The 25,044-nt window shown below is 63.9% G+C and carries 21 protein-coding genes; 3 read left to right on the top strand and 18 right to left on the bottom strand.

Annotated elements, in window-relative coordinates:
- Positions 1–155: 155 nt before the first annotated feature.
- The 14 genes from murG to ACFCU0_RS12305 form a co-directional block, all read right to left on the bottom strand.
- Entirely contained in the window at positions 156–1,268 is a 1,113-nt protein-coding gene (gene murG / locus ACFCU0_RS12240; RefSeq protein WP_434973962.1) for an undecaprenyldiphospho-muramoylpentapeptide beta-N-acetylglucosaminyltransferase, read from the bottom strand.
- Between the two features lie 76 nt (positions 1,269–1,344).
- Entirely contained in the window at positions 1,345–2,538 is a 1,194-nt protein-coding gene (locus tag ACFCU0_RS12245; protein ID WP_434973963.1) for an FtsW/RodA/SpoVE family cell cycle protein, read from the bottom strand.
- Between the two features lie 63 nt (positions 2,539–2,601).
- Positions 2,602–3,984, bottom strand: coding sequence for a UDP-N-acetylmuramoyl-L-alanine--D-glutamate ligase (gene murD, locus ACFCU0_RS12250; RefSeq protein WP_434973964.1), 1,383 nt, complete (start codon positions 3,982–3,984; stop codon positions 2,602–2,604).
- A gap of 50 nt (positions 3,985–4,034) precedes the next feature.
- The gene (gene mraY / locus ACFCU0_RS12255) at positions 4,035–5,192 is read right to left on the bottom strand and encodes a phospho-N-acetylmuramoyl-pentapeptide-transferase (protein ID WP_434973965.1); all 1,158 of its coding nucleotides are present in this window, start codon (positions 5,190–5,192) and stop codon (positions 4,035–4,037) included.
- Between the two features lie 96 nt (positions 5,193–5,288).
- Complete coding sequence (locus ACFCU0_RS12260) at positions 5,289–6,890, bottom strand: UDP-N-acetylmuramoyl-L-alanyl-D-glutamate--2,6-diaminopimelate ligase (protein WP_434973966.1); 1,602 nt, start codon at positions 6,888–6,890, stop codon at positions 5,289–5,291.
- A 26-nt stretch (positions 6,891–6,916) separates the two neighbouring features.
- A complete protein-coding gene (locus ACFCU0_RS12265) occupies positions 6,917–8,890 on the bottom strand; it encodes a penicillin-binding protein (RefSeq protein WP_434973967.1) in 1,974 nt (657 codons plus the stop codon).
- A gap of 36 nt (positions 8,891–8,926) precedes the next feature.
- The gene (locus ACFCU0_RS12270) at positions 8,927–9,379 is read right to left on the bottom strand and encodes a hypothetical protein (protein ID WP_434973968.1); all 453 of its coding nucleotides are present in this window, start codon (positions 9,377–9,379) and stop codon (positions 8,927–8,929) included.
- Between the two features lie 65 nt (positions 9,380–9,444).
- Positions 9,445–9,930: a response regulator gene (locus tag ACFCU0_RS12275; RefSeq protein ID WP_434973969.1), complete on the bottom strand. Its 486-nt coding sequence runs from the start codon at positions 9,928–9,930 to the stop codon at positions 9,445–9,447.
- A gap of 48 nt (positions 9,931–9,978) precedes the next feature.
- Positions 9,979–10,998: a 16S rRNA (cytosine(1402)-N(4))-methyltransferase RsmH gene (rsmH, locus tag ACFCU0_RS12280; protein ID WP_434973970.1), complete on the bottom strand. Its 1,020-nt coding sequence runs from the start codon at positions 10,996–10,998 to the stop codon at positions 9,979–9,981.
- Positions 10,999–11,034: 36 nt separating this feature from the next.
- Positions 11,035–11,475, bottom strand: a complete 441-nt coding sequence (gene mraZ, locus ACFCU0_RS12285) for a division/cell wall cluster transcriptional repressor MraZ (RefSeq protein ID WP_434973971.1) — start codon at positions 11,473–11,475, stop codon at positions 11,035–11,037.
- 578 nt (positions 11,476–12,053) lie between these two features.
- A complete protein-coding gene (locus ACFCU0_RS12290; protein ID WP_434973972.1) occupies positions 12,054–13,004 on the bottom strand; it encodes a hypothetical protein in 951 nt (316 codons plus the stop codon).
- A 210-nt stretch (positions 13,005–13,214) separates the two neighbouring features.
- Positions 13,215–14,906, bottom strand: coding sequence for a CTP synthase (locus tag ACFCU0_RS12295; RefSeq protein WP_434973973.1), 1,692 nt, complete (start codon positions 14,904–14,906; stop codon positions 13,215–13,217).
- Between the two features lie 218 nt (positions 14,907–15,124).
- Positions 15,125–15,553, bottom strand: a complete 429-nt coding sequence (locus ACFCU0_RS12300; protein ID WP_434973974.1) for a CBS domain-containing protein — start codon at positions 15,551–15,553, stop codon at positions 15,125–15,127.
- Positions 15,554–15,857: 304 nt separating this feature from the next.
- Positions 15,858–16,682 (bottom strand): class I SAM-dependent methyltransferase, encoded by an 825-nt coding sequence (locus ACFCU0_RS12305; RefSeq protein WP_434973975.1) that lies wholly within the window; start codon positions 16,680–16,682, stop codon positions 15,858–15,860.
- A 145-nt stretch (positions 16,683–16,827) separates the two neighbouring features.
- Between ACFCU0_RS12305 and ACFCU0_RS12310 the strand changes: the two genes are divergently transcribed.
- The 3 genes from ACFCU0_RS12310 (at position 16,828) to ACFCU0_RS12320 (ending at position 20,802) form a co-directional block, all read left to right on the top strand.
- Positions 16,828–17,361: a macro domain-containing protein gene (locus ACFCU0_RS12310; RefSeq protein ID WP_434973976.1), complete on the top strand. Its 534-nt coding sequence runs from the start codon at positions 16,828–16,830 to the stop codon at positions 17,359–17,361.
- 143 nt (positions 17,362–17,504) lie between these two features.
- Positions 17,505–18,272, top strand: coding sequence for an acyl-[acyl-carrier-protein] thioesterase (locus ACFCU0_RS12315; RefSeq protein WP_434973977.1), 768 nt, complete (start codon positions 17,505–17,507; stop codon positions 18,270–18,272).
- 268 nt (positions 18,273–18,540) lie between these two features.
- Positions 18,541–20,802, top strand: coding sequence for a GWxTD domain-containing protein (locus ACFCU0_RS12320; RefSeq protein WP_434973978.1), 2,262 nt, complete (start codon positions 18,541–18,543; stop codon positions 20,800–20,802).
- Positions 20,803–20,964: 162 nt separating this feature from the next.
- Here ACFCU0_RS12320 and ggt read toward each other — a convergent pair whose 3' ends face one another.
- The 4 genes from ggt to ACFCU0_RS12340 form a co-directional block, all read right to left on the bottom strand.
- Complete coding sequence (ggt, locus tag ACFCU0_RS12325; protein WP_434973979.1) at positions 20,965–22,755, bottom strand: gamma-glutamyltransferase; 1,791 nt, start codon at positions 22,753–22,755, stop codon at positions 20,965–20,967.
- Positions 22,756–23,259: 504 nt separating this feature from the next.
- Complete coding sequence (gene arsM, locus ACFCU0_RS12330; protein ID WP_434973980.1) at positions 23,260–24,063, bottom strand: arsenite methyltransferase; 804 nt, start codon at positions 24,061–24,063, stop codon at positions 23,260–23,262.
- 123 nt (positions 24,064–24,186) lie between these two features.
- Positions 24,187–24,621, bottom strand: a complete 435-nt coding sequence (locus tag ACFCU0_RS12335) for an arsenate reductase ArsC (protein WP_434973981.1) — start codon at positions 24,619–24,621, stop codon at positions 24,187–24,189.
- Positions 24,622–24,733: 112 nt separating this feature from the next.
- Positions 24,734–24,970: an ArsR/SmtB family transcription factor gene (locus ACFCU0_RS12340; RefSeq protein ID WP_434973982.1), complete on the bottom strand. Its 237-nt coding sequence runs from the start codon at positions 24,968–24,970 to the stop codon at positions 24,734–24,736.
- Between the last annotated feature and the right edge of the window lie 74 nt (positions 24,971–25,044).

Consider the following 25,044-nt stretch of genomic DNA (forward strand, 5'->3'; position numbering starts at 1 on the left):
GGATCCGCCCCAGAGCCGGTTGTCGTCTGCGTTCGGTTTCCATCTTCAGATGAGGCTTCGGTAAGGGTCGGGGCGGGTCCGGGGACGCATCGCGATGGGGCGACTCAGGGCGCATTGCAATGCGTCCTACGGGATGCGCCTTCGGGATACCTCCGTTACTGTGCGTGGCGGTGGGTGTCGGCGAGGGCGAGGACGTCGGCGGCGATGCGGTCGGCGGCTTCAGGGCGGGCCTCCCTCCGGGCGGCGTCGGCCATGTCCCGGCGGACGCCGGCGTCGCCCAGCAACTCGCGGACAACGTCGGCGACGTGGGCCTCGAGATCCGGCTCTCGCAGGACCCGTGCGGCTCCGACGCGCTCCATCGCCCGAGCGTTTTTCGTCTGATGATCGGCAACTACATTCGGCGAGGGCACGAGGACGGCCGGCGTCCCGGTCACCATCAGTTCACTGCACGTGATCGCGCCGGAGCGGCAGAGGGCGAGATCGGCGGCGGCATACGCCAGATCCATCCGTTCGATGTATTTCAGTAAGCGGAGGCGCGGGTGGTCCGCGACGCGCTCGCTGATTGCGCTGTAGTAGCGCGACCCGGTCTGCCAGATCACGTGCACCTGCGGGTCGTCAAGCAGCGTGCTGAGGCTACCTTCCAGCGCTGTGTTGAGTGCCTCGCTCCCAAGCGATCCGCCGAATACGAGAAGGACGAGCGCACCTGCGGGGATGTCCAGCGTATCTCGGGCCTCGGTCGCGTCGGCCTGGAGGAGGGAAGCGCGTGTGGGGTTGCCGCTGACGGTTGCCCGCCCCGTCGGTACCCAGTCTCGGGCCTCGTCGAAGGCCAGATGGATGTGCGAGGCGAGCATGGACAGCAGGCGATTCGTGACCCCGGCGTATGCGTTCTGCTCCTGGATCACAATCGGGCGACGACGCAGCCACGCAGCAAGCAGCACGGGACCGGACACGTACCCACCCGTGCCAACAGCGACATCCGGCTCAATCGCGCCGACGAGCCGCCAGCTCTGAATCAGGCCTTTCGCCAGCTGAACGGGAAAACTCAGGTTCTGTAGCGACAGGTCTCGCTGGAAGCCCGACACGGTGATGGGATGCAGCGCGTATCCCGCGTTCGGGACTGCCGTCGCTTCCAGGCGATCCTCCGTCCCCGCAAACACGACGCGCGCCTCCGGCCGCCGAGCCGTGATGGCGTCCGCGATCGCGATCGCAGGGTAGACGTGCCCTCCGGTGCCACCGCCGGCGATCAGTATGTGGGGAGGACGAGCCATGCGTGCGAGGAGCTTTAAAAGGTGTTGTTACCAGGAAAACAGGGATGATAAAAGCCGCGGACCACGGGGGGCCGGGTCACACGAAGGATTCGGTCTTGCGTCGTTCGGTCGCCGGGGTTCGTTCTTTCACCTGCCGGGACACGTTCAGGATGACCCCGACCATGACGCCGTTGGCAATCATGGACGTGCCGCCGTACGACACGAAGGGCATCGGCAGACCCGTCACGGGAAGCAGCCCGCAGGCGACGCCGGCGTGGACGAAACCGTAGAGCACCAGCAGCGTCGTGAAGCCGACGGTGAGAAACAGGCCGAGCGGGTCCGGCGCATCCCGCGCAATGCGGAGGAAACCCCGGATGAGCAAGATGCAGAAGCCAAGAAGCAACGCGACCGCACCGAGCACGCCGTATTCTTCGGCAATGATGGCGAAAATGAAGTCGTTGTAGGGCGCCGGCAGGAAGTCGCGCTGAATGCTTTTCCCCGGTCCGACGCCGGTCAGTCCTCCCATTGCAAAGGCGATGCGGGCCTGCTGCGACTGGTAGCCCTCGCCCTGCGGGTTGAGCACATGCTCGGCATTGGTCGATGAGAAAATGTTCACGCCGAGGTAGCTCTCGACGCGAGCGGCTCGACTCGGGGAGTTGGCGATCATTCCCACCGCGAGTAGCGCCCCCATCATGCCGAGGGCGGCAATCTGATAGGTGCTGACGCGGGCCACGAAGCCCATCAGCATGACGGCGACGAGGAGGACGGCGGAGGTCGACAGGTCGTCCAGGCCGATCAACAGGATGGTGCCGAACGCCCAGATCAGGATGGGCAGGAACGCGCGGCCGAAGCTTTTCACGTAGTCCTGCTTCTGCGCGAGCAACACCGCGATGTAGAAGACGAGCGCCACCCGCGCAAGGTCGGACGGCTGAAACCCGAAGCCGGCAACACGCAGCCAGCGATCCGGCCCCTCCGTGAAGAGGCCCACCACTTTCACCACGACCAGCAGCCCCAGCGCGATGACGAGGGCAACTTTGCTGTAGCGGGCGAGCGTCCGGTAGTCGATCAGGCTGACGACGCCCATCACGCCGAGGGCGAGCACAACACGGATCACATGGCGGATCAGGAAGCGTTCGGTGTCGCCGCCGGCCTTGGTTTCCGCCAGGAACGTGATCGCGCTGTACACGGCCACGACGCCGACGGCGGACAGGGCCAGCACGACCCAGATCACGTACTTATCCGCGGGCGAGCGGGCGGACAGCCGGTCTTTAAGTGTTCGTAATGCGTTCATGATAAGCGGGGGCAAAGAAGCGCCGGAAAGGCGACCCGAAGTATAGCTCAGGGTCCGGCCGGTTTACAAACGCCTCACGAGACGGCGAAAGGTGTCGCCGCGCTCTTCATAGTTTTCGTACATGTCGAAAGATGAGCACGCGGGACTTAGCAAGACCACATCTCCAGGGCGCGCGATGTGCCGGGCGCGCACCAGGGCATCCTCCATCGTCGTCGCCCGTTGCGCAGAGGCTGCCGCCGGGCCGAGCTCCTGCATCACTTTCTCGCCACTCTCGCCGAGTGCAACGATGCCGCGAACCCGATCCCGCACCAGCGACGCCAGCGGTTCGTAGTCATTCCCTTTGTCGCGACCGCCGGCGATCAGGACGATCGGTTCATCGAAGCTCTCCAGGGCGTACTGGACAGCGTTCACGTTCGTCGCCTTCGAGTCGTTGACGTAGCGGACGCCGTCGACGGTGGCAATGGTTTCTAGCCGATGCGGCACTCCACCGAACGTCGCCAGCCCCTCCCGAATCTGCGCGTCGGGGATGTCCATCAGCCGGGCCGATGTGGCGGCGGCCAGCGAGTTGTACAGGTTGTGCGGCCCACGCAGTGCCAGATCGCCGACCGCCATGAGCGGCACATCATCGTCGTCGTCGCGAAAGACGATCGTATCGCCGTCGACGAAGGTCCCGCGCTCAACCGGCCCCTCGATGCTGATCGCCACCGCGTCGAAAGCGTCCGGCCCCGCGGCTCTCGCCTGCACTGCCTCACGAATGAGGTCATCGTCGGCATTATACACGACGGCATCCCCCGGCCCCTGACGGGCGAAGATGCGACATTTGCTCTGCGCATAGGCGCTGAAATCGTCGTCATACCGATCGAGATGGTCCGGCGTGATGTTCAGCAGGACGCTGATGCGGGGGCGGAAGCTGTCGACGTGATCGAGCTGAAAGCTGGACACCTCGAGCACGACGATGTCCTGCTTGCGAGCGTCGAGCACCTCGTCTGAAAAGGGATACCCGATGTTGCCGGCAACGAGCGTCGTGCGGTCATCCATCTCGCGCATCGCGGTTCGAATGACGTGGGCCGTCAGGCTGGTGGTGGTCGTCTTCCCGTTCGTGCCGGTGATGGCTATGATGGGAGCGTCGCAGAACCAGGACGCCACCTCGATTTCTGAGTAGACCGGCAGGCCCTCCGCCCGGCACATCTCCACGACGGCGGCATCGGACGGGACGCCGGGACTCACGACGACCAGATCCGCCCGGGCGGCGCGCTCGGTGTGCCCGCCAAACTCGTGCTCTACCCCGAGGGCATCCAGCGTGTCGCCGATGCCGTCCTTCGGCGGTCCGTGCTCCGTCACGAACACGGACGCACCGGCCCCGGCGAGAAGGCGCGCGACGGACCGGCCGCTACGCGCACCGCCAATGACGGTCACGGACTGCTCAGAAAGGGTGGAGGGATTCATCACGAAAACGGCGCGGAGGAACGCGTTCGGTGGAGACGGTGGGGTCGGAGTTAGCGAATGCGGAGCGTAAGGAGGGCGGCGATCACCGTCAGGGCGGTGACGATCCAGAAGCGGGTGACGATTTTCGCCTCGTGCGTGCCGCGCGCCTCGAAGTGGTGGTGCAGCGGCGCCATCCGAAAGATCCGTTTCCCTGTTCCGGTGCGACGCCGGGTGTACTTGAAGTAACTCGTCTGCAGAATGACGGAGAGCGCCTCGGCGAAATACACGATGCCCAGGAGCGGAAGGAGCAACTCCTTTCGAACCATAAGCGTGACGGCCCCGACGGCGGCGCCGAGCGCCAGCGCGCCGGTGTCGCCCATGAAGACCGTTGCCGGATAACCGTTGTACCAGAGAAAGCCGAAACAGGCCGCCACCATGGCCGCGCCGAAGATCGTCAGTTCCCCGATCCCCGGCAGATACATGACGTCGAGAAAGGTCGCCAGATTGACGTTTCCCGAGATGTACACGAGCGCGACCAGGCCGAGCGACACGAACGCCGTCACGCCGGTGGTGAGACCGTCGAGTCCGTCGGTCAGGTTGACCGCATTGGATACCGCCGTCATGATGAAAACCACGACGGGCAAGTAGACCATCCAGCCGAGATCGATTCCGTTCGCCCATGCCTCAAAGAAGTAGTAGTCGATCACGCGGTCCTTCAAGAAAGGAACGTACGTGAGCGTGTTGAACTCGGAAAACGAGGGGTGGAAGTAGAGGACGCTCCCGACCACGAGTCCGATGCCGACCTGTCCGGCTACCTTGTATCGCGGCGCGAGTCCATCCTTTTGTTTCTTCACCGTTTTGATATAGTCATCGGCAAACCCGACCACGCCCATCCAGGCGGTAGCCAGCATCGCCAGCCACACGTAGGTCTTCGCAATGTCGCCCCAGAGGAGCGTCGCCCCGAGGATGGACAGCAGAATGATGATGCCGCCCATCGTCGGCGTTCCGGCCTTGTGTGCGTGGCTCACCACACCGGCGTCGTCGCCTTTGCGTATCTGTTCACCGAGCTGCTGCCGTGCCAGCCACCGGATAATGCTGCGCCCCGCGAAGAGGGCAATCACCAGCGCGGTCATGGCCGCCAGCGCCGCGCGGACCGTGATAAACTGGATGACCTGAAAACCGGGCGGCTGGTAGACCTGCTCCAGGTAACTGATGAGGTAGTAGAGCATGTGGGGGTGAAGAGGTCGCGGCGGAACCGGTCGCTCGGGGCATCGGATGAAGAAAACGGGCGAAGGGGGGCGGCGCCGATCACGTCGGATCGGAAATTATGCGGCGGACGGGGAGGTGCGCTGCTGGAAGTAGCGGTGCGCACGCTTTCGGTCGTCGAAGGCGCGTCGCGTCGTGCCCACCACCTGGTAGGATTCGTGGCCTTTTCCGGCGATCAGAACCACATCGCCCGGCGCGGCATGGTCGGCGGCGAATCGGATCGCCTCGTCGCGGTCCACGATCCACTCGGCCTCACCGGGCCGGCTCATCCCGCGTCGGATGTCGTTGAGGATCGCCTCCGGCTCTTCGGTGCGCGGATTGTCGCTGGTCACGATGACGTGGTCCGCAAATGTCTCGGCGAGACTGCCCATGACACGCCGCTTGGACGGGTCCCGGTCGCCGCCGCAGCCGAACACGCACCAGAGCGTGGTGCCGTCGTCCGTGGCCTCTCGCACCGACTGGAGAATGTTCTCCAGGGCGTCGGGCGTGTGCGCGTAGTCGACGATGACCGTGGTGCCGTCGTCAAACGTTCGCTGGTCGAACCGGCCGGGCACGGGTGGCGCCTCACGCAAGACCCGGAGCACGTCGACCGGTTCATGGCCAAGGGCGCGAAGCGCGGTGAAAGCGGCGGCGAGGTTGTACGCGTTGAACCGGCCGGCCAGGCGGAAGGTGTGAACCGTCGTGTTATCCAAGGCCCCGTCGGCCGTCCGGAATCGGAGGCGAAGCCCACTCGTGCGGCTTTCCACCACCTCGAACCGGACGTCTGCGCCCGCGTCGGTTCCGTACGTCTGGATGCTTGCCGGGGTGGACGCTCCGACGGCCGCAGCCGCATCGTCATCCGCGTTCAGCACGGCGGTCGCGCCGGGGGTGAGCCCGTCGAAGAGCTTCTTCTTCGCGGCGCGGTAATTGGCCAGCGTGCCGTGGTAGTCGAGGTGTTCACTGGTCAGATTGGTGAAAATGGCGACGTCGTACTCGATCGCGTGCACGCGCTGCTGGTCGAGGGCATGCGACGACGCTTCCATCGCACAGGCTCTGCATCCGTCATCGACCATCCGGCGAAGCGTGCGCTGGAGCTCCAGCGCGCCCGGGGTGGTCAGGGCGGCATTGGTCGCGACGGCCCCCGTCCGGACCTCGATCGTCGAGATCAATCCGGGGGTTTCGCCAAGCGCGTCGAGCGCGTGGTGGACCAGGTAGGACACGGTCGTTTTCCCGTTTGTCCCGGTTACGCCCACCATGCGAAGGGATCGCGACGGATGGGCGTAGAACGCGGCCGCAAGCTCGGCGACGGCGGTTCGTCCGTCCGTCACCTCGGCAAACACGACTTCCGGATACAGCTCGTCCGCTTGCTCCGGGATCGTTTCGCAAACGACGATGCCGGCGCCGTTCGCAATGGCCTGATCGATGAAACGGTGCCCGTCAACGGACACGCCCTTCACCGCCACAAAGCAACAGGTCGTGCCGTCGGCGGCGTCCTCGCGGATCATGCGGCTGTCGTCCGACACCTGCCCGACGATTCGGGCCGCTCCGTCGACCTCCCGTCCGGCCTGAACCGCACGCAGCACGCCCGCGTCATCCAGCGCCGTACGCAGCGCGGACCACGACACGGCCGTAGCATCCGTGTTCGACCTGCCGGATTTGGAAGAGGAAAGATCGGGAGTCATAGCACGAGGGAAAACCTCGATGAATGTTATTCGCCCGTGATCATCGCCGTGGAGGGCAGTGGTTGCCCGGCGGATGGCGACTGATTCTGGACGGTGCCGCGACCGAAGAGGCGGACATCGACGCCGCGCTGGTGCAGCCAGTGGACGGCATCGCGGGTCGTGAGGCCTGTGAGATCAGGCATCGCGTCGGCCCCGGCGTCCGCCAGGCGCGCCTGCACGGCTGGCGGCGACGACGCGGTCGAGGCCGTGCGGGTTGCTGCCCCGGGCGCGGGAAGCGTGGCCCCGCTGTCCACCCGGGCCACGATGTGATCGACGACCTCGGGGAAGGTGCCCGCCCAGCGGCGAGCGATGTTCTGGAAAATGGGAGCGGCGACGGCGCCGCCGTACATGCTGGTTTCCGGCTCACCCACCATCACGAGAACGGCGACCTGAGGATCATCCGCAGGGAAGTACCCGACGAAGGAAGCGCGCGCCTGCTCACCGGAATATTTCCCGCCGCTCACCTTTAGCGCCGTACCCGTTTTGCCCGCAATATCAAGGCCACGAATCTGCGCCGATGTGGCGGTGCCGGTCTGGACCGTTTTCTCAAATGCCGGGCGCAGGGCCTCCGTGGTCGACGGCTGCAGCGCGCGGCGGATCGAGTCGGGTTGCTGGCTCCACAGAAGGTCCCCGGTGATGCTCCGGCGCTCCTTGACGATGTGCGGCTGCACGAGCAGGCCCCCGTTCGCCAGCGCGGAATACGCAGCCAGTAGCTGAATGGGCGTGACGGCTACCTCGTACCCAATGCTCATCGACGTGAGCGACGTCCGGCTCCAGTTCGCCGGTTTCTTCAGCGTACCGCTCACCTCGCCCGGCAGATCGACCCACGTCGGCTGTCCAAAGCCCAGATTCCGGGCATACTGATAGAAGATGCCCTCATCGATTCGCGTGGCGGTCTTGGCCATCCCCACGTTGCTGGACTTGGACAGCACCTCGGCGAACGAGATCGTGCCGTAGGCCTTCACATCCTTCATCGTATACCCGTGGAAGACGGCCCATCCGTCGCCCGTCTCCACGGAGTCGTCCAGCGAGACGATATCCTGTTCCACGGCCGCTGCCGCACCGACGAGCTTGAACGTCGACCCCGGCTCGAACTGGTCGGTGATCGACCGATTTCGACGGCGATCCGACGACGCTCGTCCCGGATGGTTCGGGTCGTAGGTCGGGACGTTCGCCATCGCGAGAATCGCGCCCGTCTTCGGGTCCATGGCGATGGCCGTCCCCCACCGGGCGCCGCTCTCTCGAACGCCGCGGGCCAGCTCGTCCTCCAGGGCCGCCTGCCGGACGAGGTCGACCGTGAGCACCACGTTCTGCCCGTGCTCCGGCTTCACCACGGTGCCACCGACGAAGGCCTTGATCCGGCCGCGACGATCGCGCTTCACGGCGTGCCACCCCGGCTCCCCGGTCAGGTAGTCGTCGTACTGCAGCTCCACGCCGGACCGCCCGGTCCCGTCCGTGTCGATGTGACCGAGCACGTGGGCGGCGGTCGTCCCGTAGTTGTAGCGGCGGGCGAACCGCGGCGACAGAATCAGACCGGGGATGTCCCAGCTCTCAACCGTCTCACGCTGTGTCTCATCCAGGCCCCGGAAAAGCATCACGTACTGTGGGCTGTACCGCTCGGCCACGGTGGTCCGCAGGCGGGCTTCCGACATCCCCGTAAGGGCGGCAAACCGTTCGTAGAACATGGCGCTCTTCTCCTCGAATCCGTCGATGGTGGGATCGAGCGCGACGTCGTACCGGGCGGTGTTGATGGCGAGCGCCCGACCGGCCCGGTCCAGGATGCTTCCACGCATGGCGGGAATCTCGACGGTCGACCGCGCCTGGTTCTCACCCTGAGCTTTCAGCTCGGCGCCCTCCGTCAGCATGATCCACCCCATCTGTGCCAGCACAAACAGCGGCACGATGCTGAGCAGCGTCAGCACCATGTACATCCGGGTGAGAATTTGATTTTTTGGCTTCACGGGACGGAGAACGAGGTTACGGTAATCGGTCGTGCGTTAGTCGGGAACGACCACGGTCCGGCCGGTCGGCACGGCTTCGCGGAGACCGAGCTCGCGAGCCCGGTCGTAAATGACGGATGGGCCGGTCGCGTGGTCAAACTCCCCTTTCAGTCGGTTGTGCTTCAGGTGGAGCTTGTGGTTCATCTGTCGCGCCTCCTGCACGTCCATCAGGAGCTGCTGCGTGGCATGCACGTGACCGACGTAGAGCGTGAACAGCGCCGCAATCAGTAGCAGAACCAGCCCGAACCGGACGGTAGACACGTTTTCGAGAAACGAACCGTCGTCGTCCCGCTCGTCGCGTCGCCGGTTGGTTTTCGGCTCAAGGTCCGACCAGGACGGCAGCGCGGTTCCGTGGCGCTGGTACCGCGTCGAATCGGTGTCGCGGCTTCCCCGGTCACGGCGGGACGCATCGTTCCGGGAGGGTCGGCGTTTGCTCAGAATGCGGTTCATCGGAATCAGAGGGACGAGGCCCCCGCTCTACATCGGGTCGGCATCAAAACGGCTGCTGGCAGGCATCAGGACGGCTGGCGGGCACGAACGCCCGTGTTGGAGCGGCGACGCGCGGCCGGTTGGCGGGCAAGCAGGCGCGTCAACCGGGCCTGAAGGCTGTTTGGATCCAGCGGCTTGGCGACGCATCCGTCGAATGCGGACCGACGATCGTCGGGGACGTCCCGCCCGTTGTCAGTGCCGTCGGCCATGGCGAGGACCGGCACGTCCCGGTAGCCGTCGTGTGCGTGCAGGTGCTCAAGAAGAGCATCGCGACCTTCATTCGACAGGTCAATGCTCACGAGCACGGCATCGTAGACGGCGTCTGAGGCCAGCCGGATCGCGTCGGCAGCCGCCGTCGCGACGTCCACCTCCCCGTCATGGCGCAGGGCATACTGGACCTGCAGCCGGACCTTCGGGTCGGGATCGACGACGAGAATTACGGGCTGCCCGCCCGGCGCGGACCGGCGAGCGCGGCGCACGCGGCGCCACAGAATGTCGGGGGAATCGGTCATGGCTGTCGGAATCGAAATACGGTAGAACGGTACAGGACGGGGGCAGCGTCACCGCGTCGGGACCGGCGTGCCGGCGTCGTCCGGGGTGCGCTGGGCGATTCGGAGGCGAGCGCTTCGGGCCCGGGGGTTGGAGTCCACCTCCGCCTCACCGGCTTCGATGGCCGACCGCGGCTGCTCCTCAAACGGCGCGATCAGGGTGCCGTAGATGTCTCGGACGGGCTTCCCCTCGAAGTTGCCGTAACGCAGAAATCGCTTGACCCGCCGGTCCTCGAGGCTGTGGTAGCTGACGACGGCGATGCGGCCGCCCTCGCGGATCACGTCCACGCTCTGCTCGAGCACGTCTTCGAGCACGTCGAGCTCCGAATTGACGGCGATTCGCAGCCCCTGGAAGACCCGAGCGAGGCTCTTCACCTCGTCCCGTTCCGGCACCGCCGACCGGACGGCGTCGGCAAGGTCATGGGTGGTTTCGAGCGGTCGTGCGTCCACGATGGCGCGCGCAATCGGGCGGGACCGGCGTTCGTCGCCGTAGTGGAAGATGGCATCGGCGATGTCGCGTTGATCCCAGTGGTTCACGATCTGGTGGGCGGTAAGGCCTCCGCGCGGGTCCATTCGCATGTCGAGCGGTCCCTCCCGCTGGAAGCTGAAGCCCCGTTCGGGCTGGTCGATCTGATGAGACGACACGCCCAGATCCAGCAGCAGGCCGTCCACGGTGTCGATGCCGGCGTCGTCGAGGAGCGACCGGAGCCGGCCGAAGTTACCCTGCAGGGCCCGGAATCGCCCGGCATTGATCTCTGCCTCCAGCCGGTCGCGGGCCACGGCGAGAGCGTCCGCGTCCTGGTCGATGCCGATCACCTCGGCCTGTGGAGCGAGCGCATCCAGCATCGCCGTCGCGTGGCCGCCGCCGCCGAGCGTGGCGTCCACGTAGCAGCCGGCCGCGTTCGTGATCAGGCGGTCCGTGACCTCGTGTGAAAGAACAGGCGCATGGTACTCCGTTGCGTAGCGCAGCGGATCAGCGTCCGGGCCGGCGTCGGGGCCGGAGGAAGAAGCGGGGGCGTCGGAAGCCGTCATCGGTCGGTGCATCGGGGGAAGCGGTACAGGCGGGCGCTACATGTTCATTACGCGCTCGGCCAGGGTTTCGTAGTCGTCCGGTTGCTGGTCCATGTATTCGCCGAACCGGTCCGGGTCCCAGATCTCGATGTGGTCGAAAGCGCCGATGATCAGCGCCCGACCATCGATGTCGGCAAAATCGAGCAATGGCCGCGAGAGCGTAACGCGTCCCTGTCCGTCGAGCGTGGCCTCATCGGCCCACATCATGATGGCCCGTACGAACGTTCGCGCATCGGGGTTGAACATGTTCAGCGCCCCGATCGCCTCTTCGATCTCGGCCCACTGATCCAGCGGGTAGAGGAAAATGCATTCCTCGAAGCCCCGCGTAATCGTGAATGTATTCTGAGCCTCCGGATTCAGCACACCCCGCATCTTCGCAGGAATGGACACACGTCCCTTACTGTCGACGGAATACTCGGCCTGACCCTTAAAAACCATGATGGCAGCCCCCGAACTACGGAGTGGGCACGACGCCTCGGACGCGCATCCCGGCGCCGCGAGCACGGGTCGGATGGCGGAGAGGACGGAATGAACGCGCTGTCGGCGTGAGGCCGGATGGGAGCACTCCCCACTTTTCCCCACGCGTCTCCACAAAGTACGGGGATGGACCCCAATGTCAAGGTCTCCCCGCGAGAAACCCCGATTGTTTGCGCCAAAACCATCATGTCCAATCGATGTGCACATACCCTATTCATGGGCAACGCGCCATCGATCGAAGCGACGATCTACGTCCATTTCACATGAACGCGCACAGGGGGACGGTGCCGCCTCATCTCGATAGCGCGATCGGTTTGCTCCACACATATCTCCCGCTTCGGACGGGCGCTATAACAGCTTCCGAACGGGTTCGCGCATCGGCTCGGTGACGAAATTTTTCTTCACCTGAAGACACCTCTTGCCGCCCAACGATCTGAGATCTGCTCATGCCGAACCGAGGTGAGGTGCGGTGGACGGGATAGGACGTCTGTCATCCGAAGGCCGACAGGCGAGACGGGTCGAGGGAGCGGGCCGGAGTTTCAGAAAAGAATCCGGTTTTGAGACGGACTCCGAATCGTCGAAACGGTGTGGATCGGGACTCGTGTCGCCTCCTCTTCCTCCCGGTGGACAACGACGTCCGTCCCGTCAATGTGAAATCCGTCTCCACGAACGGTCGGCTGGTCGCGGCGATAGACAATGACGGCGTTATCGGCTTCCAGGAGAAAGGCTCCCGGTCCCACCCGGCGCCCCGTTGCGGACTCCACCATCAGCGAGCGCATCCCGTAGCGGACGGCATCCTCGTTCGACGAGATCCGCTCGTAGTTCTTCGACAACGCCGATCGCAGGCCGACCCAGACCGGCCGCGCCGCCGATGCATTCTCACCCTGCGCCGGCCCCATGTCCCACACCATAGCGACCGTCATCGGAGACGGTCGACCGAACAGGTCAATCTGAAGCACGGGGATGGAGACGCCAACGGAGATGCCCGGTGCCACCCCGACGCCGACGAACGGGCCAATCGACATTCCGTCGTCTTCGACCTCCATCTCGACATTCGGATCGACGACAAAAAGATACCGGGCATCCGACTCGGCGGCGATCGCGCGGAGCACGTCGGCTCTCACGCGCTGGGGCGAGTCTTCATCGACATCCCCGTCTTCGGGAACGGGTTCATACAGCGAATCCGCAGAAATGCCGGTGTCCCAGTGGGGAGCATTCGCGTACACGGAATAAGCCTGTTCGTAGCCCTCCAGCGACTGCGTGGCCTCGGCCAGCACGGCCTTGTAATACTGCGCGAGTTCGAGATCCGACGTATCCGCGAACCGCGGGCTCGGGTGAACGGGGACAACGAGCCAGGTCGCGTTGTAGACATCGCCGGACAACGGTGGCGCCGTCGGCTCTGCGGACTTGCATCCGGTCATGCCGAGGAGGAAGAGAATCAGAACGCCCCCGCCCTTCCGGAAGAGACGACGCACGAACGAACCAAGCATTGTACACAAGGAAAATGGGTCAGAGTAGCGCATCCAACATATCGGTATTGGACCTGCCATTCAGGGATGCCCCCGGTATGGGTCGTACGTCCCGGGTTGGGCGCAGCACGCAACAAAGAAGCGGGGCATGGGACGGGCTTCCGAATCTGAGTACGGTGCCTCAACCCACACTCGACACGCCAAACCTCAACTGCCGACCCGCCGGACCGCCTACATATCGGCCGATGCCAGCGGGACGACCTTCCGTTCCGGCGGCTGCGGGGATTCGCGGAGGCCGCGCTCCTGTGCGTACGCTGCGCACGCTTGAACGAAGGATCGGAAGAGCGGATGTGGATCGCCGACCGTGGTTTTGTATTCCGGATGGAACTGCACGCCGAGGAACCAACGCTTGTCCGGCAGTTCCATGATCTCCACGAGGTCAGTATCCGGGTTGACGCCCGTGAAGCGCATGCCCTCCTCCATCAGCTTGTAGCGGAGAACGTTGTTGACCTCGTATCGGTGGCGATGACGTTCGTGGACCAGGTCCGTGCCGTAAATCTCCGCCGCCCGGGATTCCGGTTTCAGCTTGCACTCGTACTGCCCGAGGCGCATCGTCCCGCCCTTATCGGAAATCTTCTTCTGCTCCGACATCAGGTTGATGACCGGGTACTGCGTCTCGGGGTCGAACTCCGTGGAATTGGCGTCCTCCCACCCGCAAACGTTTCTCGCAAACTCGATGATGCCGCACTGCAGCCCCAGGCAGATCCCGAAGAAGGGAATGTCGTTTTCGCGGGCGTAGCGGACGGCCTGCACCTTCCCCTCGATGCCGCGGTCGCCGAAGCCCGGCGCGACGAGCACACCGGCCACGTCGCCCAGTTGCTGTTCCACATTGTCCTCGGTCAGGTCGTCGGACAGCACGTAGCGGCACTCGACCTGCACCTCGTCGGGCACGCCTGCCAGAATGAAGCTCTCGGTGATGGACTTGTAGGCGTCCTGGTGTTCGACGTACTTGCCGACCAGTGCGATGGGGATCGTGACGGCCGGATTCTTCAACCGCTTGAGAAAGTCGATCCACGCGTCCAGATCGGGCGTGGTGGCGAAGCGGTCCTGCTCCTGCTCAGTGAACAGGCTGTCGACGACAAGCTCACCGATGCCTTCGTCGCGCAGGAGGAGTGGCACCTCGTAGATCGTCTCCGCGTCCAACATCTGGATAACCGCCTCCTGGTCGACGTTGCAGAAGAGGGAAATCTTACGCCGGATGTCGGCGTCCAGCGAGCGCTCGGACCGGCAGATGATCGTGTCCGGCTGCAGGCCGTGGGCCAGCAGTTCTTTGACGGAGTGCTGCGTGGGCTTCGTCTTCAGCTCTCCGGCCGCCCGCAAATACGGAACCAGCGTAAGGTGGGAGGTGAGGGAGTTGCGCGGCCCGAGCTCGTTGCGAAGCTGCCGGATGGCCTCCAGGTAGGGCTGCGCTTCGATGTCGCCGACCGTGCCGCCGATCTCCGTGATAACGACATCGTATTCCCCCGTCTCGCCGAGCTTCAGCATCCAGTGCTTGATCTCGTCGATGATGTGGGGCACGACCTGCACGGTCTTGCCGAGATACGCCCCCTCCCGCTCCTTGGTGATGACCTCCAAGTAGACGCGTCCGGTCGTGACGTTGTTGGCCTGGCTCGTCGGGCGCCCGAGAAAGCGTTCGTAGTGGCCCAAGTCGAGATCGGTCTCGGCGCCGTCATTCGTGACGTACACCTCGCCGTGCTCGTAGGGATTCATCGTCCCCGGGTCGACGTTGATGTAGGGGTCGAACTTTTGGATGGTAACCGTCAGGCCACGAGCCGCGAGAAGGCGACCGAGAGAGGCGCTGAAGATGCCCTTGCCGAGGGACGACGTCACGCCACCGGTGACGAAAATATACTTGGTATGCACGGGAAGCCCAGATTCTTGCCGAAGAGACGCGCGGGAAATCTGGAATACAAGGTAGCCCACGCGACGGGTGATTCTCAACGATCGCCGGCCGTCATCGGCGATTTCCCGTGCAGCGGCGACGGAATCGCGGTGAAGCAACGGTGGAGACACACAAAACGGCCCGCCTCACGGAGAGGCCGGCCGTCAAGCAGCGTTCGCGGTCCGGGGCTGATTCGGCGTCAGGCGTCGCGACCGCGGTAGTAATCAAGCATGTCCTTGGTCGTGACGATGCCGACCAGCGTGCCGTCGTCCACGACCGGCAGACTGGAGATCGCGTGGTCGAGCAGCAGGGTGGCGGCCTCGCGGACCGTCATGCCGGGCGTGGCGGTGACGGGGTCGTCCCGCATCAGGTCGCTGGCCTGTTCGGCGAGCGTGCGGACGTCGCGCGGGGTTTCACTTCGGGTATCGAGGAACGGGCTCAGCGTACGGAGCACGTCACGATCGGAGATGACCCCGACGAGGGACCCGTCCTCCACCACCAGAAGATGGTGGAAGCCGCGCTGGTCGAGGAGGTGGCGGATCTCCATGAGCGACGTGTCCGGGGCAACGCACTCCGGCTCTCGACTCATGATGTCAGCGATGGTCATGGCGGTCTTGGTCTGCGTCATGTCGAGATCGGTCGTCAATGAGTGCGGGCCCGTCGGCACCGTTAAGGTCGGACATCGTCAACGGGAGCGCTGAACGGGCCGGCCCTACACCGTCGTGGGGGAATCCCTTCTCTTGTGGAGAAAAGCGTCGATACTCCGACAGGCGCGCCGCCGGTTGAACGCGGCGCTCACCTGAATGAACCGTTCACATGCAAAATGATACGTGCGAAATCCGAGCACCGTACCCTGTGCGTTCAATCCTAACTCCCTGATCCACCATCCTCAACCCCTGCGCACCCACACTCTTACACACGTACAAACCAACTTACTCCGCAGGCTTCTGCGCAACCACCAGCACACCGGTGCCGCTTTCGTTCTGGTTGGCGACGTCCCGGGCGTTCAGGAAGAGGCCGATCGGGAGGGCGGCGAGGTAGTAGAGCGGCAGGATGACGACGGAGGCCCAGGTGGCACCCAGCATCTGCATGGGCCGTTTGATGAGCCAGCGCCAGGCTGTTGATCCGTACTCCCCGTACGTGTAGATGCTGCGGACCGGCTCCAGTCCGGCATCCTGCAATTTCCCCTCAAGATCCCGGAGGTTGTAGCCGTCGCGCACGTGCTCCCCGATGAAGCTCTCATCGCTGTCCTCCTGCACGTCGGAGCCCCCCTGGTCCGAGGGTGTGTTGATGATAACGTGGCCGCCGGGCCGGAGGACGCGCTCGAAATGGCCGAAAACAGCGCGGTCTTCTGCAATGTGCTCCATTACATCCACGGATAAGATCAGGTCGAACGGGCCCTCGGACTGTAGATCCGTCAGATCATCAATCGCCCAGGTCACCTGTTCGGACTGCGGCGTCTGGTCGACGAAGTCTTTGGCACGGTCCAGGTAATCCTGCTTGACATCAACGGCGCGGACGGTCGCCTCGGGGAAGTTGTTCGCTATGAAATAGGCGTATTGCCCGAAGCCGGTCCCGGCATCCAGGACCCGCACAGTGCGTCCGGTCGGCTGCAGACTCATGACACGCCGGATTTCCCGACGCACGTACCAAGCCCGTAGAAAAAGCAGGTTGAGCACGCCGAAGAACAGACGATGCAGCAGCGGGTGTCGGCTGAAAAAGCGACCGAGACGGTCTTTGATGGGGTCGTACTTCATACGAGCGGGCGTGTAGCGAAGTCGTGACGGTGGCCGGGAGCGTGAACATAACGGAAACGGAACGCTACAGACTGTATCCCGGCGGGCCTCCCGGGGGTTCCTCGATACAAATTCACGTCCTCCTCTCACCAGACCAGCTTCTTCCATGACGTACGAGACCGACGGGGTCACAATCGAGCTCGTGCAGGGCGACATCACGAACCAGCCCGACATCGATGCCGTGGTCAATGCGGCCAACGCACAGCTCCGCACCGGGGGCGGCGTGGCCGGGGCCATCCACCGGGCTGCCGGCCCCGGCCTCGCGCGCGAAACCCGACCCAAGGCGCCCATCCAGCCTGGGGAAGCCGTCATCAGCGGTGGACACAATCTACCGAACGATCACGTCATTCACGTACTCGGCCCTGTCTACGGACGCGATGAACCGTCCGGCGAACTGCTCCGAGCCGGCTACGAAAACGCGCTGGACCTGGCCGAATCGAATGAGCTCACCTCAATCGCCTTCCCCGCGATCTCGACCGGCGCCTTCGGCTTCCCGCTGGAGCCGGCCGCTCGAATCGCACTCGATACCGTCCTCTCCCGCGCCGGAGTTTTGGCGTGCGTCCGGCGCGTCCGGTTCGTGCTGTTCGACGACAACGCCCTGGAGACGCACCGATCGGTCCTGGGCAAACGCAACGAATAACGAGCTGGGATACACCCGGGCCGTCACGAACCGTCCGTAGATCGCGGTTCTTGCCCGAGGCTTAACGGCCATCACGGAGGCGGGCAGGCGACGGGGCGTATACCTTCTCCCATCGATCTTGCCCTCGCCCGACGCTCCTTCCTATGTCCACCCGTTCCGTCTGGACCGAGTCGTTTCCCATTCGCGCGTACGACATCACGCCGCGAGGCACCGCATCCCCGCTCGCGATCTGCGATTTCCTTCAGGAGGCCGCCGGCAACCACGCGGACCATCTCGGCGTGTCGATGGAGGACCTGCTGTCGGACAACCGGGCATGGGTGCTCGCCTTTTTGCATCTCGAGGTCGACCGGTATCCCTCGTGGCACCGGGAGGTAACACTGGAAACATGGCCGTCCGGGCTGGACGGCATCTACGCGACGCGCGAGTTCGTCCTTTCGGATGATGACGGCTCGTGCGCACGCGCGACCAGCGCCTGGTTCGTGATCGATACGGAACGCCGCCGCCCGGTGCGCCCCCCGTCCATTCTGCACGACATCGACCTGCCGGATCGCCCCCGCCCGCTCTCAAAGCAGCAGAGCAAGTCGTCGGTACCAGAGAGCGCCCCGCTTCACGAACGCGACTTCCGCGTGCGCTACCACGACCTTGACCTCAACCGTCACGTCAACAACGTCCGCTACGTCGAGTGGGCCGTCGAAACCCTGGATGCCGGCTGGCTGGACGCGCATGTGCTCTCCCACCTGACGCTCGAGTTTCGCGCGGAGACGACGGCGGACGACCCGGTTCGGGCCGAAGCATACGCCGGTGTGGACGCCGATCCCGAAACCACCTTCCGCCACCATCTGCGCCACGCCGACAGCAACCGCACGCTTGCCCTGGCGTCTACGCGCTGGCGGCTCGCCGACAACGACTGACGGGACACCCGGTTGGAAGACCGACACCGACCTCGGCGGCGAGGACGGCACAATTATGAAGGAATGCCGAAACCTTCCAGGGGGTGATTTCATTTTAAAGAGGCGGATGTGTCCTCTCGCACCGGAGGCAGCCCGTCTCGCGGGTGCCTGCTGTCTCGGCCGAGCCTGCGTCGTCCCAGCGCGCGGACGGCGACGTCCCCGGTCCCGGCACCGCTCGCCCGTCCCCTCCCCTTCATCAACAGCTTCTCGGGCCACTCGTCTCCCCGCCATGGCCACTGCTCTCGACGGTTTCCCCTCGCTCTTACGACCCGCTGCCATCGCCGGGTTGCTCCTCGCGATCGTTTTCCTGGCCGCGCCCGATGTCGTCGCCCAGCGGGGCATGGCGCAGCATCAAACGCCGGACGTTCGGAGCGTGTCGCCTGAGTCACAGCTCGCCGCGGCAATCAACCTCGTCCGGGCCGACCAGTCCGACGCATCGGTTCCCCTCCTGCGCGGCATCGTCACCGACCGAGCCACCTACGTATCGTCTACGCACGGGTCAGCAGCGTACTGGCTCGGGACTGCGCTTGAACGCTCCGGCGACTCGGACGCCGCCTATCGCACCTGGCGAGATGCGGTCCGGGCTATGCGCGACGACGACGCCTTCGACATCCAGCTTGCGCATTCGTTCATTCAGTCCCTGACCCCCGTACGATTGAGGAATGATCGATCTCTCGCGCTGACGACCTACGGCTCCATCATCTCCTCCTTCGGCAGCGCCCCCAGTGAGACCGAGCGCAGTATCCAGCGTCAGTACGCAGCCGAGCTGGCGCCGCTCATGACGCAGGAGCATGTGTCGAAGATGATTAATGAGTCGCCCGACACCGATGCGGAGTCGTGGACCTTCCCTCCGGACGCCGGAGACTTTGTGTCGGCCTGGTGGAATCAGCTCGACCCGATGCCGGTAACGGCGGAGAACGAACGGATCGAGGAGCACCTGGGCCGGCGTGCCTACGCCCTTCAGGAATACGGCTGCGACGATCGCGTCAGCAGGCTCGACGACCGCGGCCTCGTCTTCCTGCGTTTCGGGGCGCCGGGCCGCACGCACGTGATCGACTATCAAGACCCGGAGTTTCGCCGCGAGGTCTTCCGGTTCGGTGTCTCGGTAACCCCTCGCGAGTTTCCCGACAATGAACTGTGGTCGTACGCCAGCCTCTCCGACGCCGGCTACTACATCTTTACGGAAAATAGCGACCAGTGCTACGAGATTTCCGGGGCGATGGATCTTCTTCCGTCTCGGCTGCACCAGAACCGGGGTGACACCGAGCGCGCCGAAAATATCTCGTACTCGGCGCTGATGGCCCTGCGCTATATTTTCTCCGAGTTATCGCTTTTCCACATCGACTTCGCGTCGGCGTTCAGCGAGATCTCCAGCTACGCCGTCTTCCAGGAAAACCAGGCGTTGTCGGTGGAGGCGCGGTCCCGCCTGAGTGGCGACCGGTCGAGTGCTGAAGGGGAAGGCGCCGGAATGGAGTCTCAGACGGTGGGGGCCGGGTTTGGTCAGACACGGACCGTTTCCTCATCGGCCAACTTCGGGATTGACTCGCCCAGCGGCTTTATCAGCTCGATCGTGACGAGCCTGAACCACCAGGACAACGCCGCCCGTCACCGTCGCAAGAACGCGATGCCGCGTCAGGCCACGGAAATCTTTCAGCAACAGGAATCCATTCCGATCGCCCTTCGAACGGCTCGTTTCCTGAACACGGACGGGTCCACGCGGACAGAGATATACTGGGGTATCCAGAAACGGCATCTCCGCTCGGAAGATAGACCGCAGCAGCCGTCTGTCCTTACGTTCGACGCGGTGCAGTACGACGGGGAACTGAGCGCGTCGGGCCGCGCCGAGCGCCGTCACCTGCTCACGGCCCAGTCCCTCAACGGAAACAGCATTTTCGTGTCACCGCCGGTGTCGGTCAACAGCCGGTCAGACCTGTTCCACATCGGGCTGCAGTGGTCGCAGTTCGCCGTCAACTCCGAGGATCCGAACAACGCGAGCCTCGGGGATCGTGTGCGCTACACGACATTGCGTGCGGACTCGCTCCGGCCGATCGATGCGACCCCGAATCAGGTGGCGATGAGCGACCTCCGCGTGATGGTATCGCAGACCGGTAGCGTGTCCGATGCCGTCGCGTTCCCCTTCTCGACCATCGGGCCGGACACGCCGCTCATTCTATACTTCGAGCTCTACCACCTCACGTACGATGCGGATGACCGGACGCGGTACAAGGTCGCATACGAGGTGGAAGGGCGTACGCAGCGTGGCTGGACGCGCGTTTTCCGGAACGACGAGGTGCGCCGCACCAGTACGGAGGCTGAATACTCAAGCACGGCCCGGCGAACGCAGGAGTACATCTACCTCGACCTCTCGAAGCTGCGCGACAAGAAGAACCAGGACGTGCGGGTGACCGTGCGGGTGACAGACACGGTAACCGGTGCCACCACTTCACGCACGACCGCGTTCGAGCTCGTCGGCACAGATCGCTTTGACTGAACGGCATCTTCGACCCGGACGCTGCCGGCCTCCACCGGATGGCACAGGCACGAAAGGCGGCCCCCGATCCATGTCGGAGGCCGCCTTAGATTTGATGCGCCAGAACCGTTTGGGAATGCCTGGCGAGGGATCGGTTTCCGGTGGACAGGCCGGGCACAAAAATCAGTACCCTGCAACAGTACCGTCTTTCCGCATCTCCGTGCCGCCCCAGTAGACGTCCTCCTCCGGGTCCCACATGATGGCCTGGTAGCCGCCGTACCCGCCGGCATCGACCTCGACGGCATGACCCCGGCCGCGGAGCGCGTTCACCACGTTCTGCGACACACCGCTTTCAAGATGCAGGGTGCCGCGCCCGTCCATCGCTTCCCCGGTCGGTGACGTGCTGCCGCGGTGGCGATACCGGGCCGCGTCACCGGCCTCCTGGACGTTCATGCCGAAGTCAACCATGTTGCAGATGATCTGCACGTGGCCCTGCGGCTGCATGGCGCCGCCCATGACACCGAAGCTTAGCCACGGCTCGCCGTTTTTCTTCGCGAAGGCGGGAATGATGGTGTGGAAAGGCCGTTTCCCGGGCTCGTAGACGTTCGGATGTCCTTTTTCCATCGTGAACAGCGCACCCCGATCCTGGAGCATGAACCCGAGCCCGTCCGGCACCAGGCCGCTCCCCATACCGGCGTAGTTGCTCTGGATGAGCGATACCATCATGCCGCTCTCGTCCGCCACCGTGAGATAGATCGTGTCTCCTTCTTCAAGTCGATCGCTGACCACCGCCCGAGGATCGCCGTGCGACGGTTCCGACAGCACGCCGTCCATTTCGATGAGAGACCGTCGCTTAGCCGCGTACTCCTCGGAAAGGAGTTCCTCGATCGGAACGTCGGCAAAGTCCATATCGGCGTAGAACCGGGCGCGATCCTCAAAGACGAGCTTCTTCGCCTCGGTCTGGACGTGGAGGTAGTCGGTGCTGTTGTGGCCCATGTCCGCGATGTCGTACGCCTCCAGGATCTGCAGCATCTGGAGCGCCGCGATACCCTGTCCATTCGGCGGAAGCTCGAATACCTCGACCCCGCGGTACGTGACGCTCTCCGGCTGCACCCAGTCGGAGGTATGATCAGCCAGGTCCTCCGCCGTCAGATAACCTCCCACCCGCTCCATGTATCGGTCGATCGTCTGCGCGATCTCGCCCTCGTAGAAGGCATCGGCTCCGTTTTCCGCGATCAACTCCAGGGTATTGGCAAGGTCCGGATTACGAAACATCTCACCTTCTCTCGGCGCGCGCATCTCGCCGTCCTCGCCTTCGATCAGGTAGGTTTCGCGCCAGTTGTTGTCCGTCAGCGTGCCCTGCTCCTCATAGTACTCGAACGCCTGAATATTCCGCTCCCAGTAGTAGGCAATCACCTGAGACAGGGGGAACCCCTCGCGGGCGTACTGAATCGCGGGAGCCAGGTTGTCTGCCATCGACCGCTCGCCGAACCGCTCGTGGAGCATCTCCCACCCGCTGACGGTGCCCGGCACACTGACGGGCAGCGCGCCGACGAGTGGGATCTGATCGCTGTCGCCCAGCTCGTCCTGTAGCTCCTCGTACGACAGGCTCTGCGGTGATCGCCCGCTGGCATTCAGACCGTAGACGTCGTCGGTCTCGGGGTCGTACACGATGGCGTAGAGGTCGCCGCCGATCCCGTTTCCGGTGGGCTCGACCAGTCCGAGGACGGCGTTGGCGGCAATCGCAGCGTCTACGGCGCTCCCGCCCTGTTTCAGCACGTCCACGGCCACCTGAGAGGCGAGCGGCTGACTGGTTGCTGCGATGCCGTTCGGGGCAATCACCGGGCTGCTCGCGAAGTCAGCGCCCGTTAGCCGGTCGCCGCCGCCATCCCCGTTCTGGGCGGATGCAACTGCGGGAAGAGCGAGCAGAAGCACGAGGGTGAGAAGTACGGTCGAACCAAGGCGAAGCGACATGATGGACAGACATCCGTGAGAGGGGCTCGTGACCAGAGAAGATGCACACTGCTGCTCAAAAGATCATGTCGTGTCGCACCGCGAACGGACGCGTTACGTTTGAGCCGGGGATTCGGGAAGAGGGAGAAAGGGGGAGAAGGCGGATTCGGTGAGCGGGCCTCGCAACGCATCTGGGGCGACGGCCCCCGCCCGTAAACGGATCTAAGTAACGACCAACTACAAACGGCCTACTCCAACCTGTTTGGCAGATGGACCGCGAAAAAGTTAAGCATGATCGTTTAGGTCGATTCGTAAACCGAACGAGCATCCTTTGGCACGGACGCAGTAGACACGAAGCGTTAAATCGACGTGGCGTGATGTTCCGAGCGTCGCGAGGACCGATCGCAGGGAGGTCCGTCCTTTTGGATCGCCGAAGACGATCCACCAAACAAACAGGTTTTCGAACGTTCATACGTCCGCCCTCCCGTACGTCCCCACCGTTCACCCTTTCAGTCCTTCACCCTTTCACACCTTGCGGCTTCCGCGTACGGTAATGCTTTCGATCGCGCCGCCGTCGCGGAAGGTGGCCACATCTTCTTCGGACGCACGCTTCAGCAGGGCCTCGTCCGGCACGTTGATTGTTTTGCGACGAACGACGTCTACGTCTTCGAACCCGGCGGCCTCCAGCAGCGCGAGGTACTCTTCTTCTTCGATTGCCCCGCCCACACACCCGGCATACATCTCCGCGGAGCGACGAACGGCCTCAGGCAACGCACCCCTCACCACGATGTCGGAGACGCAGAAGTGCGCACCGGGCTTCAGCATGCGGTACATCTCTGAGAAGGCCGTCGCTTTATCGGGGACGAGGTTCAGGACGCAGTTGCTGATCACGACATCGAACTGCGCATCTCCCAGCGGAAGATCTTCGATATCGCCCTTAAGGAAGGACACGTTCTCGAACCCGAGAGACTCGGCGTTTGCCCGGGCTTTCTTCACCATTTCGGGCGTCATGTCGACGCCAACGACCCGGCCGTCTGGACCGGTGATGTGACGTGCCGTGAAGGCATCCAGCCCCGCGCCCGAGCCAAGGTCGAGCACGGCGTCACCGGACTGAATCTCGGCAAGATCCGTCGGCACGCCGCACCCGAGTTGCATGTCGGCGTCGGCCACGTAGCCCTCCACGCCGTCGTAGTCATCGCCGATCATCGTGACCTCGAGCTCGTCGCCGGCAGAGCCGCAACAGCAGGAGCCGTCACCCTGATCGTTGCTGCGAGCGATGGATGCATATTTCTCACGGACACTGGCTTTTACGTCGTCTGGTGTGTTCATGGGTAGGGATTGACGATTGTTGATTGTGGGTTGTGGATTGGATTTGACCCGAGCCACTTGCCTGCTTTACGGGATGGGACACGCGACAAAGTTCGCCGACGCGACGACAGGAAGAATCCGGCTTTACGTCTCAGGTGTCGCTACGAATGTCTCGTCGATCCAGGCGATCAAGTCGTCGCGGACGGAGCGGAATGCTTCGAGGCGTTCTTCTTCGCTTCCACTTGCTGCCGAGGGATCGGGAAAGCTTTTGTGCATCACCTGCTCTGCGTGGACGACGGGGCACGTTTCTTTTGCGTGATCGCACACGGTCACGACGATGTCCTTGTCGACCTCCTCCAGGTCGTCCAGTGTCTTCGAGTGATGGCTCGTCAGATCGATGCCGATCTCGTTCATGACCGCAATGGCGTGAGGCCGAACGTGCGTGCGCTCCGTTCCCGCACTGTAGACCGTGTACCGATCACCGGCAGCGCTTCGGAGATACCCCTCCGCCATCTGCGATCGGGCGGAGTTGTGCGTGCAAACGAAAACGACGGAGCGGCGTGCGTCAGAACGGGACATCACGAGTGGGGCTGATGAAGGGGCGAGGGACAGGTGAATCCGGAAAGCACCGATGATCACATCAACGTTCTTCGATATAATCGGGAAAATTTTTTAATCCGTCGTCTTCGCGTCAAGTCGTAACCGGTTCGCGGACGGTTGCAAATCGCGACATGAGGTCCGATAGGCCGGTGAAGGCCCCCGGCACAACACGGTGATAGACGAACGTGCCGTCCCGGCGACTGCGGATCAGTCCGGCGTCGCGCAGCACCTTCAGGTGATGGGAGATCGTGGGCTGGCTGAGATCGAAATGCTCGGTGAACTCGCACACGCAGATCTCGCCACCGCCGTCGTAAATGAGATCGACCATGCGAAGACGCACGGGATTAGATAATGCCTTTAGACGATCCGCGTGCTGCTGGACATCCGCGTCCTGCAGGCGGT

Source organism: Longibacter sp. (assembly GCF_051155795.1).
Taxonomy (GTDB): domain Bacteria; phylum Bacteroidota; class Rhodothermia; order Rhodothermales; family Salinibacteraceae; genus Longibacter.

Bases quoted from the DNA above. Each gene is read 5' to 3' on its own strand.
- murG (WP_434973962.1), bottom strand. From the start codon at position 1,268: ATGGCTCGTCCTCCCCACATACTGATCGCCGGCGGTGGCACCGGAGGG.
- ACFCU0_RS12245 (WP_434973963.1), bottom strand. From the start codon at position 2,538: ATGAACGCATTACGAACACTTAAAGACCGGCTGTCCGCCCGCTCGCCC.
- murD (WP_434973964.1), bottom strand. From the start codon at position 3,984: ATGAATCCCTCCACCCTTTCTGAGCAGTCCGTGACCGTCATTGGCGGT.
- mraY (WP_434973965.1), bottom strand. From the start codon at position 5,192: ATGCTCTACTACCTCATCAGTTACCTGGAGCAGGTCTACCAGCCGCCC.
- ACFCU0_RS12260 (WP_434973966.1), bottom strand. From the start codon at position 6,890: ATGACTCCCGATCTTTCCTCTTCCAAATCCGGCAGGTCGAACACGGAT.
- ACFCU0_RS12270 (WP_434973968.1), bottom strand. From the start codon at position 9,379: ATGAACCGCATTCTGAGCAAACGCCGACCCTCCCGGAACGATGCGTCC.
- ACFCU0_RS12275 (WP_434973969.1), bottom strand. From the start codon at position 9,930: ATGACCGATTCCCCCGACATTCTGTGGCGCCGCGTGCGCCGCGCTCGC.
- rsmH (WP_434973970.1), bottom strand. From the start codon at position 10,998: ATGACGGCTTCCGACGCCCCCGCTTCTTCCTCCGGCCCCGACGCCGGC.
- mraZ (WP_434973971.1), bottom strand. From the start codon at position 11,475: ATGGTTTTTAAGGGTCAGGCCGAGTATTCCGTCGACAGTAAGGGACGT.
- ACFCU0_RS12290 (WP_434973972.1), bottom strand. From the start codon at position 13,004: ATGCTTGGTTCGTTCGTGCGTCGTCTCTTCCGGAAGGGCGGGGGCGTT.
- ACFCU0_RS12300 (WP_434973974.1), bottom strand. From the start codon at position 15,553: ATGACGCAGACCAAGACCGCCATGACCATCGCTGACATCATGAGTCGA.
- ACFCU0_RS12305 (WP_434973975.1), bottom strand. From the start codon at position 16,682: ATGAAGTACGACCCCATCAAAGACCGTCTCGGTCGCTTTTTCAGCCGA.
- ACFCU0_RS12310 (WP_434973976.1), top strand. From the start codon at position 16,828: ATGACGTACGAGACCGACGGGGTCACAATCGAGCTCGTGCAGGGCGAC.
- ACFCU0_RS12315 (WP_434973977.1), top strand. From the start codon at position 17,505: ATGTCCACCCGTTCCGTCTGGACCGAGTCGTTTCCCATTCGCGCGTAC.
- ACFCU0_RS12320 (WP_434973978.1), top strand. From the start codon at position 18,541: ATGGCCACTGCTCTCGACGGTTTCCCCTCGCTCTTACGACCCGCTGCC.
- ggt (WP_434973979.1), bottom strand. From the start codon at position 22,755: ATGTCGCTTCGCCTTGGTTCGACCGTACTTCTCACCCTCGTGCTTCTG.
- arsM (WP_434973980.1), bottom strand. From the start codon at position 24,063: ATGAACACACCAGACGACGTAAAAGCCAGTGTCCGTGAGAAATATGCA.
- ACFCU0_RS12335 (WP_434973981.1), bottom strand. From the start codon at position 24,621: ATGTCCCGTTCTGACGCACGCCGCTCCGTCGTTTTCGTTTGCACGCAC.
- ACFCU0_RS12340 (WP_434973982.1), bottom strand. From the start codon at position 24,970: ATGGTCGATCTCATTTACGACGGCGGTGGCGAGATCTGCGTGTGCGAG.